Raw genomic sequence first — 9,051 nt, forward strand, 5'->3', positions numbered from 1 at the left:
ACTACTTTTCCTGTGGATAAAATTCAGATTTATCCAAACCCTGCAAAAGATAAAATTCAATTGTCTAATTTAGACAATTTATCTGCTGAAATTCGTATTTTTAATGTCTTAGGAAAACCCGTTTTTTATCAAAATAAAAGTACAAAAAACACCATCGATGTTTCGGCTTTCAACCAAGGAGTTTATTTGGTGAAACTTACAATTGATGGAAAATCGAAAACACAAAAATTAGTAATTCAATAAATTAGTTTTCTGTCATTTTGAGTGAAATGAAATGGAGTCGAAAAATCTCATTGTTTAAAGTGATTTATTAGATTTCTCCACAAGGTCGAAATGACAAATTAATTTGCAGATGATAAGTAAAAACAATATGAGCAAACAACAACAGTTACAAGAAACTATTGATTTTTTAAAAAAGAATGGAATTACAAATCCAGAAATAGGAATTGTTTTAGGCACGGGTTTGGGTAAATTAGTGGATGAAATAGCAATTGAAAAAGAAATTCCCTATGCAGAAATTCCACATTTTCCTCAAGCCACAGTTGAGTTTCATTCAGGTAAATTAATTTATGGTCAATTATCAGGCAAAAAAGTAGTAGTCATGTCTGGACGTTTTCATTTGTATGAAGGTTACAATGCTTGGGAAGTTACTTATGGCATTAGAACCTTTCATGGTTTAGGCATCCAAAATTTATTAATTTCTAATGCTGCTGGTGCCATCAACCTCAACTATAAAAAAGGCGATTTAATGTTGATTGAAGATCATATCAATTTACAAGGTAGTTCCCCTTTGGCATTTCAAGGAGCCAATGCTTTCGGAAATATTTTTGTAGATCTATTAGAACCCTATTCAAAAATCATCAACCAAAAACTAAAAGCCATTGCTATTGCACAAAACATCCAATTACACGAAGGTGTGTATGCAAGTGTTTTAGGCCCGCAATTAGAAACGAGAGCAGAATATAGAATGTTGCAAATTTTAGAAACGGATGCTGTAGGTATGAGCACTGTACCTGAAGTGATTGTTGCCAAACAACTCAACTTACCTTGTGCTGCAATTTCTGTGTTAACAGACGAATGCGATCCAAAAAACCTACAACCCGTAAACATTGCAGAAATTATTGCCATTGCTGGTGAAGCAGAACCCAAAATGATTGCGTTGTTTAAAGGGGTGATTGAGGTTTTATAATAAATTTTGATGTCTGTTCGAGCGCAGTCGAGAACTATTGGATTGATAAATATAGGTTTCGACTGCGCTCAACCTGACATTCGTCCATAAATTATAAATTTATATAAGAAACTATCTACTGACCTCTATATATTTATTTAGAACTGGAATTACAGATACTTTATAAATTAATAAGACTCTTCAGGTTTTGAAAACCTGAAAGGTCTTATTATCTTTAGTTTTTTTATGAATAACAAATTTCAATCATTAATCCTAGAGAGCACAGGTGCAATCGCCATGCAAGAAAAAGAAACCATCCAAGAGTTATGGAGCGGTTATGGTAAAATTAAAAGAATTCATTTAGAGGGTGCAGCTGTTAAAAGCGTAGTGGTTAAAAATGTCCAGCTCCCTAAACGAAACAAGCATCCAAGAGGTTGGAACTCAGAAATTGGGCATCAACGCAAATTAAAATCCTACGAAGTTGAAACGGCTTGGTATCAAAATTATAGTGCGCAAAGTTCAGCAAGATTGCCTCATTGCTATGGCATTGAACAGTATCATGATGAAGTGCTCATTATCTTAGAAGACTTAGATGCAGCAGGATTTCCTTTACGTAAACAAAGTGTCAATTGGCAAGAAATTAAAGCTTGTTTGGAATGGTTGGCAAAGTTTCATGCCAGTTATTTAGGGCAAACACCCAAAGGACTTTGGGAAATAGGCACCTATTGGCATTTGGCAACCAGACCTCAAGAATTGGATGTTTTAGAAGATAGGGCTTTAAAAGAAGCGGCTACTGCTATTGATGCCAAATTAAACAACTGTGAATACAAAACTTTTGTACACGGAGATGCAAAATTGGCCAACTTCTGTTTTGCTGAAAACGGACAAGTAGCAGGAGTTGATTTTCAATATGTAGGTGGTGGTTGTGGTATGAAAGATGTTGCGTATTTTGTGGGGAGTTGTTTAAATGAAACAGATTGCGAACGTTTAGAAACTAAAATGTTGGACACCTATTTTACCAAACTACATCAAGCTTTGGGTAGTAGAAATGACACCTTAGAAAAAGAATGGCGCCAATTGTATCCTGTGGCTTGGGCAGATTTTCATCGGTTTTTAAAAGGATGGAGTCCTGGGCATTGGAAAATAAATAGTTACAGTGAACGAATTACTAAAACAGTTATTAAAAACTTATAAAAATGGATTTACAAAACTTAACCAACATTGCCATTAAAGCTGCTACATCAGCAGGGAAAGTTATTCAGAAATATATGAATGATGATTTTACAATTTTAGAAAAAAAAGCAGGCGATTCTATAGCATCTCAAGTATTGACAGAAGTTGATTTAAAAAGTGAAAGTGTTATTTTATCTCACCTTTTGCCAACTTGTAAAACTTATGATTTAGGATTACTTACAGAAGAACAAGAAGATGATAAAAGTAGATTTGAAAAAGATTTTTTTTGGTGTATAGACCCTATTGATGGTACGTTGGCTTTTATTAAAAAACAAGCTGGTTTTTCGGTCTCAATTGCGCTTATTTCTAAGCAAGGTGTTCCACAAATAGGTGTGGTTTTTGACCCTACAACTGATAATTTGTATTACGCAATTAAAGATAAAGGAGCTTTTAAAAATGGTAAACCTTGGCAATTAAAAACACCAAACAATTATTTAACGTATACTATAGAAAAGCGCTTAGAAGAGGTGCCTAGAAAGGATGAATTTATTGAGATTTTACATCGTGAAAAAGACAAAAGACAAGTTGATTCTTTGAAAGAACATTTTGGGTCGGGTTCTGTTTTAAATGCTGTACATTTAGCAGAAAACAGACCTGGAATTCTTTTAAAATTCCCCAAAGATGAAAAAGGAGGAGGCTCAATTTGGGATTATGCTGCGACTGCTTGTATTTTTAATGAATTAGGTTTACATGCTACTAATTTTGCTGGTGAAAAATTAGATTTGAATAAAAAAGAAACTTCTTTTATGAATGAAGATGGTATTTTGTATACTTCATAAAATTGAGAGAGGTATTGAGTTTTTTATTGGATAGTGATGAAAAATAAGAGTTGTATTTTCTTTTAAGTACTCAATTCAATAATGGGTATAAAAACCTCAAATTTAGTATCAGTATTTAATATTTGTACTTTTTCATCAGATAATAATTGATATCGCGTTTTTAGGTTTTTTATACCAGTACCAAATGATTCTGTTTTAGCAATAACTTTCGATTTTGTATTGGAGATAATTAACCAACCTTCATTAATTTGAATGGAAGTCTTTATGGGTGTTACTCCATCAGATTTGTTGTGTTTTACAACGTTTTCTAAAATGGTTTGCAAAGCACCAGTTGGTATAAATTTATCAACCAAAGAAATATTTTTATCAATTGTAAACTCATAATCATTTCCAAAACGAGTTTGAATTAAAAAAATATAATTTTTAGAGAATTCAATTTCATTTGCCAGTTCCATCACTTCTGCATCTTTAGTTTGAATTAAATACCTGTAAATCATTGATAATCGATTAATGTATTCTTTAGCTTTTTTGGGATTGCTGTCAATTAAACTGTCTAAAGTATTTAAATTGTTGAACAAAAAATGTGGGTCAATTTGAGCGCGCAATAATTTTAACTCATTTTCTTTTTGCTCTTCTTTTATTTTAGAAATTTGAGTTTGAGATTCGTAAAATTTCTTGGTAATGATTATCCCCAATACAAGACCAACAGAATCTGATCCGTTAAAAATACCATATAAGATTAAATTATAGGTATCTGGAAATTTGCTCCAATCATTATTGGCTGTAGAAAAACCAACAATTCTTTCTACAACACCAATTAATGTTATTACTAATAAGCCAAAAACGGCAAAAAGTATATAGTTTTTACTTTTAATCAAATACTTAGGGATGATGATATACATAAAAGCAAGCACTCCTAAAAACGAAGTAATGACGTACATTGGGATATCAACTAAATATTCAAGCAAAGTTGCTTTTTGATCTAAATAATCAAAAATACTAAGCGTAACACTTATGAGATAAAAAACAGCGAGAATTACATAGTCCGATTTGTTAAGCTTTGTGTTCATTAAACAAATATATTAATTGCTATCATTAATTCTGTTTTCTTCATCTCTATTTGTATTTCTAGAAGATTTTTTCTTGCCAAATTTAGAGCCGAAACTATATACCAAGCGCAATTGTATATTTTGTCTAGAGCCATTACTTTCTACCCAAGCAGCACCATTTCCATAATCAATATTCCCTACAAAACCTCTGTTTAACATTTTATTAAAACCAAGATTTACTTTTAATTTATCGTCTAAAAACTTTTTACCGAAAGAAAAATCTAATTCAGCCAACCAATCTACTTCAATTTGCCCTTCTAAAGCACCAGTTCCGTAATTTCCACTTACTTCAAAATTAATATCCCATGGCAATTGGTAACTAGCTTGAATAAACCAAATTAAGTTCCATTTGCTTAAGTTTATTTTGAAGGATTCGCCAATATTATCTTTATCAAAAATAGTAGCCGCAAAATTGTTATTGTTAACAATAATTCCAGTATAACCGTCTAAACCTTTCGCAAAATTTACGGGTGCAAACAATCTAAAATTCCAATTATACAGTTCGTCGATATTGGTTTCTTGTTGTCTTATTTGGGCTGATGAGTTTGTTTGACTAATTACTTGCGCAATGGCATCATCTGTTTCGCTGTAACCAATTGTAAAAAATGGTTGCCCATCATATGTTAAATTAAATTGATAATTATTGGTAAAAGAAGGTCTTAAAGTTGGATTACCTTCGCTTGCAGAAAACGGATCTAAAAATTGTTGAAAAGAGTTTAAACTGCTATAAGAAGGTCTTTGAATTCTGTAACTGTAAGATAAACTTGCGCCTAAAACATCGGTTAATTTTCTGCTGATAGAGGCACTTGTAAATAGTTTTTGAATAGGGCGTTTTTGAACCTCGGTAACCATTTCATTATCTTTCATAAAAGTTGAGGTACCATCTGTATTGCTATCTTCATAACGTAATCCTCCAGAAAAAGACCATTTTCCCATTTTAGCGTTTATTTTTCCATAAAAAGCGAGTATTGTTTCATCAATTACAAAACGACTACTTTGATCAATATCTTTTTCAAAAATGTTATTTCGTTCAGAAAAAGCTTGTAAGTCGTTGTCTGTAATTACGTCTGCAAAACGAGTACCTGCACTTAATTTAAAATTGTCGGAAAATGTTTTGGTATAATCTGCTCTATAAGTTTTGATGTTGTAGTTGCCATCTTGAATATACTTTCTATCAATAAAATCAATTGTACTACCTGTAACTTTTCTCAAAGTATTGGTGTTATCATTTACAAAGTCGATATAATTAAAATCAATTAAAAGACGATCAGTATCTGTTTTATATTCGTAATAAGGGTTAATATTGAAGTTGCTACGTTGTCTGTCAAAGCTATTTTCTGAGAATAAAGTATTGGTCTCTGAATCGTCAGAAATAATGGTTTTGCTTGTTGCAATTCTGTCAGAATCTCTGGTGTTAATTTGCCCTCCAATTCCTATGGAATGTTTATCATTTATATAATAATCTAAACTACCACCAATCCTAAAATTATCAGGGTCATAAGGCTCTTTAGTAACTTGATCGTAAGTTTCGGTACCTACAGTTCTCACTAAAAATAAATCATCTCTCCAAGTAGGTTGAGAATAGCCCGTACTTAATTGCCAGTTGAGTTTGTTTTTATAACTGGCAATGGAAAAACCAGAACCCCATTCAAAACCTTGGTCTTCACCAATCCAAGAATTTGCACTTCCATGTGTACCTAACTTTACATTTTTCTTTAAAATGATGTTGATAATAGCTCCAGAACCTGATGCTTCATATTCTGCTCCTGGTTGTTCTACTACTTCAACTTTAGCAATATTATCCGCAGGAAAATCTCTCAATAACGTTTCAACATCCATATATTCTGTCGTTTTGCCATTTATCAAGATTCGTACGCCTCTATTTCCTGCAATAGAAATTCCGTTATTGGTTACCAAAACTCCAGGAATTTTGCGCATTACATCTTGTAAATTGGTGTTAATCATTTCCGATTTTTCTAAATCTACAATCAGTTTTTCTGCAGTTTGTTTTATAACAGGTCGTTTGCTTTTTACTACAACTTCATTTAAGGTTTGTGTTTCTTCTTTTAAGGTAATGTTGAATGTTTTGTTGGTATTCAATACAAATTCAGGAATTTTATAGGTTTCAAAACCTAACATTGAGATTTCAATTTTATATTTTCCTGATGCAATTTTTTCAAACGAAAATTGTCCATTTTCATCAGAAACAGTTCCTGTTGGTGTTGTAGTTTCCTCAATTTTTATTAATACAATATTTGCGAATGGTAAAGAACTATTTTGTTCATCAGTAATTTTTCCATTGATTTTATATTGAGAAAAGATTGAAATACTACTAAAAAAAAGGATCAAAAAGTTGATTTTGGTTTTCATATATGGTGTTTTACACTTCAAATTTGGTTGATAATTGGAAAGTGAGAAATCAAAATCTGACGAAATGGGTTAAATTTCCGATAAACAGATATTCATTTTCTACAAACACAAGACGCTTTAAACCGTTTAAAAGTTTCCTGTAATAAAAAAATGCTTCGAAAATCGAAGCATTTTAATTTGTAAATTGTTAAAGTGAGTTATAAGATGCAGTTAAAATTCTTAATCTCTACTTCCTAAAACCTGCATTCCCCAATACAATAACATTGCTAAAGAACCCAAAGCAGCCACTAAATAAGTTCTTGCAGCCCATTTAAGAGCATCTTTAGAGCCTTCAAATTCTTGTTGAGAAACCATGTTTTTATTTTTTAACCATGCTAAAGCTCTATTACTTGCATCGTATTCTACAGGTAACGTTACAAAACTAAATAACGTAGCCATAGCCATCATTGCCAAACCAGCAAGAGCAATATAAAAGCCAATACCTGTTGCACCAGAAGCTGCCCCTAAAATTAAACCTCCAATTACCAACCATTGTGAAAAGTTAGAAGAAACACTAACAATGGGTACCAATTGAGAACGTAATGTTAACCATTGATATGCTTTTGCATGTTGTACAGCATGCCCCACTTCATGAGCAGCAACAGCAGCTGCAGCAGCATTTCTTTGATTGTAAACTGCTTCACTTAAGTTTACAGTTTTATCTTTTGGATTGTAATGGTCTGTTAACCTTCCAGGTGTAGAAATCACTTTTACATCATAAATGCCATTATCAGTAAGCATTTTTGTAGCTATTTCTGCACCACTCATTCCGTTTCTCAAACTTATTTGAGAATATTTTTTAAATTTTTGTTTTAATTGATTGCTCACTAACCAACTCACTAAAGAAATTGCACCAATCAAAATATAAAATTGTAACATATTTATAAGGTTTTAAATTGTATATCGTTTTTTGTTTGATAAATTTACAACATAAAGTATTCCAATTAAACTTTTCTGGAATCAAATCAATTAATGACATAGTATAGTAGTTAAAAATTAATAATTTTTTAAGAATAGATGTCAAAATGGCAAAAAAACCAAACATATTAATTGTATATACTGGTGGTACAATAGGTATGATTAAGGATTATAAAACAAATGCATTAAAGGCTTTTGACTTTAGTCAGATTATTAGCAAGATTCCAGAATTAGAACAATTAAATTGTACCATACAAAGTATTTCTTTTGATGAGCCTATGGATTCTTCAAACATGAATACCAAACATTACAAACAAATTGCATCTACTATAGAAGATAATTACACTAAATTTGATGGTTTTGTAGTGCTTACAGGTTCAGATACCATGTCTTACATATCATCAACCATCAGTTTTATGTTTGAGAATTTGCAAAAGCCTATTATTTTTACAGGATCACAATTACCCATAGGCGATTTACGAACAGATGCTAAAGAAAATTTAATTACCTCTATAGAAATTGCTTGTGCACAAGAAAATCAGAAACCAATAATCTCTGAAGTTTGCTTGTATTTTGAATACAAATTATATAGGGCTAATAGAACATCAAAAATAAACGCAGAACAATTTGAAGCATTTAGTTCTTTAAACTACCCACCATTAGCAGAAAGTGGGGTACATTTAAATTTTAATCGTCATTTTATTAAAGCAGCTTCATCAAAAAAATTAGTTGTTAGAAAGAATTTGGTGAATGATGTTGTTATTCTAAAATTATTTCCTGGGATCACTAAAAAAACGGTACAAAGTATTTTAAATATCGAGAATTTAAAAGGGGTTGTGCTAGAAACTTATGGTGCTGGAAATGCACCCAATGAAAAGTGGTTTTTAAATTTGTTAAAAAAAGCTATCGATAATCACATTAAAATAGTAAACGTAACTCAATGCGAAGGTGGTAGTGTAGTACAGGGTCATTACGAAACAAGTGTAATATTAAAAAAAATTGGAGTAATTAGTGGAAAAGATATTACCACAGAATCTGCAATTGCCAAATTAATGTATCTATTAAATAAAAATTTATCAAAAAAAGACTTCACTTTTTATTTTGAAAAATCTTTAAGAGGCGAGATTTCTCCTGCTTAAGTTAACAAATTGTAAAGATTTGAGTGAATCATAAATTTTTTTTCAACAAAATGACCAAAAAGCAATAAATAGCTAAAAAAAATTTTTTTATGCATTACATTTTTTGTTACTTGGCAGTCTCTTAAAAAGGATTAAGAGAAATTCTGACCAAAAAAATCATAAATAACAATTTAATTTCTTTTTTTGGAACGAAAATTTATATCTTTAACCCGTTAATAACTATTAAAATTAATTTATAACTAAGATGAAAAAAGTAGTAAATGTCTTATCTGTAACAGGATTTATGTTTTTTGGAG

The 9,051-nt window shown here is 31.2% G+C and carries 8 protein-coding genes; 5 read left to right on the plus strand and 3 right to left on the minus strand.

What is annotated here, in order from left to right:
* From ACTG3V_RS14225 to ACTG3V_RS14240, 4 genes are all read left to right on the plus strand, one after another.
* Window positions 1–243: T9SS type A sorting domain-containing protein (locus ACTG3V_RS14225; RefSeq protein WP_439132838.1), on the plus strand; the 243-nt coding region annotated here is incomplete at its 5' end.
* A gap of 127 nt (window positions 244–370) precedes the next feature.
* Complete coding sequence (locus ACTG3V_RS14230; protein ID WP_439132839.1) at window positions 371–1,189, plus strand: purine-nucleoside phosphorylase; 819 nt, start codon at window positions 371–373, stop codon at window positions 1,187–1,189.
* Between the two features lie 225 nt (window positions 1,190–1,414).
* Entirely contained in the window at window positions 1,415–2,362 is a 948-nt protein-coding gene (locus ACTG3V_RS14235) for a phosphotransferase (protein WP_439132840.1), read from the plus strand.
* A gap of 2 nt (window positions 2,363–2,364) precedes the next feature.
* Window positions 2,365–3,180 carry a 3'(2'),5'-bisphosphate nucleotidase CysQ family protein gene (locus ACTG3V_RS14240; RefSeq protein ID WP_439132841.1) on the plus strand — a complete coding sequence of 272 codons (816 nt, stop codon included), beginning with the start codon at window positions 2,365–2,367 and terminating at the stop codon, window positions 3,178–3,180.
* A 62-nt stretch (window positions 3,181–3,242) separates the two neighbouring features.
* On the opposite strand, the gene ACTG3V_RS14245 is transcribed toward ACTG3V_RS14240, so the two are convergent.
* The 3 genes from ACTG3V_RS14245 to ACTG3V_RS14255 form a co-directional block, all read right to left on the minus strand.
* Window positions 3,243–4,250 carry a sensor histidine kinase gene (locus tag ACTG3V_RS14245; RefSeq protein WP_439132842.1) on the minus strand — a complete coding sequence of 336 codons (1,008 nt, stop codon included), beginning with the start codon at window positions 4,248–4,250 and terminating at the stop codon, window positions 3,243–3,245.
* Between the two features lie 12 nt (window positions 4,251–4,262).
* A complete protein-coding gene (locus ACTG3V_RS14250; protein WP_439132843.1) occupies window positions 4,263–6,659 on the minus strand; it encodes an outer membrane beta-barrel protein in 2,397 nt (798 codons plus the stop codon).
* Between the two features lie 219 nt (window positions 6,660–6,878).
* Complete coding sequence (locus ACTG3V_RS14255; protein WP_439132844.1) at window positions 6,879–7,577, minus strand: zinc metallopeptidase; 699 nt, start codon at window positions 7,575–7,577, stop codon at window positions 6,879–6,881.
* A gap of 146 nt (window positions 7,578–7,723) precedes the next feature.
* Between ACTG3V_RS14255 and ACTG3V_RS14260 the strand changes: the two genes are divergently transcribed.
* Entirely contained in the window at window positions 7,724–8,755 is a 1,032-nt protein-coding gene (locus ACTG3V_RS14260; RefSeq protein WP_439132845.1) for an asparaginase, read from the plus strand.
* Window positions 8,756–9,051: the final 296 nt, after the last annotated feature.

Origin of the sequence: Polaribacter sp., assembly GCF_965660385.1 — a bacterium.
Lineage (GTDB): Bacteria > Bacteroidota > Bacteroidia > Flavobacteriales > Flavobacteriaceae > Polaribacter.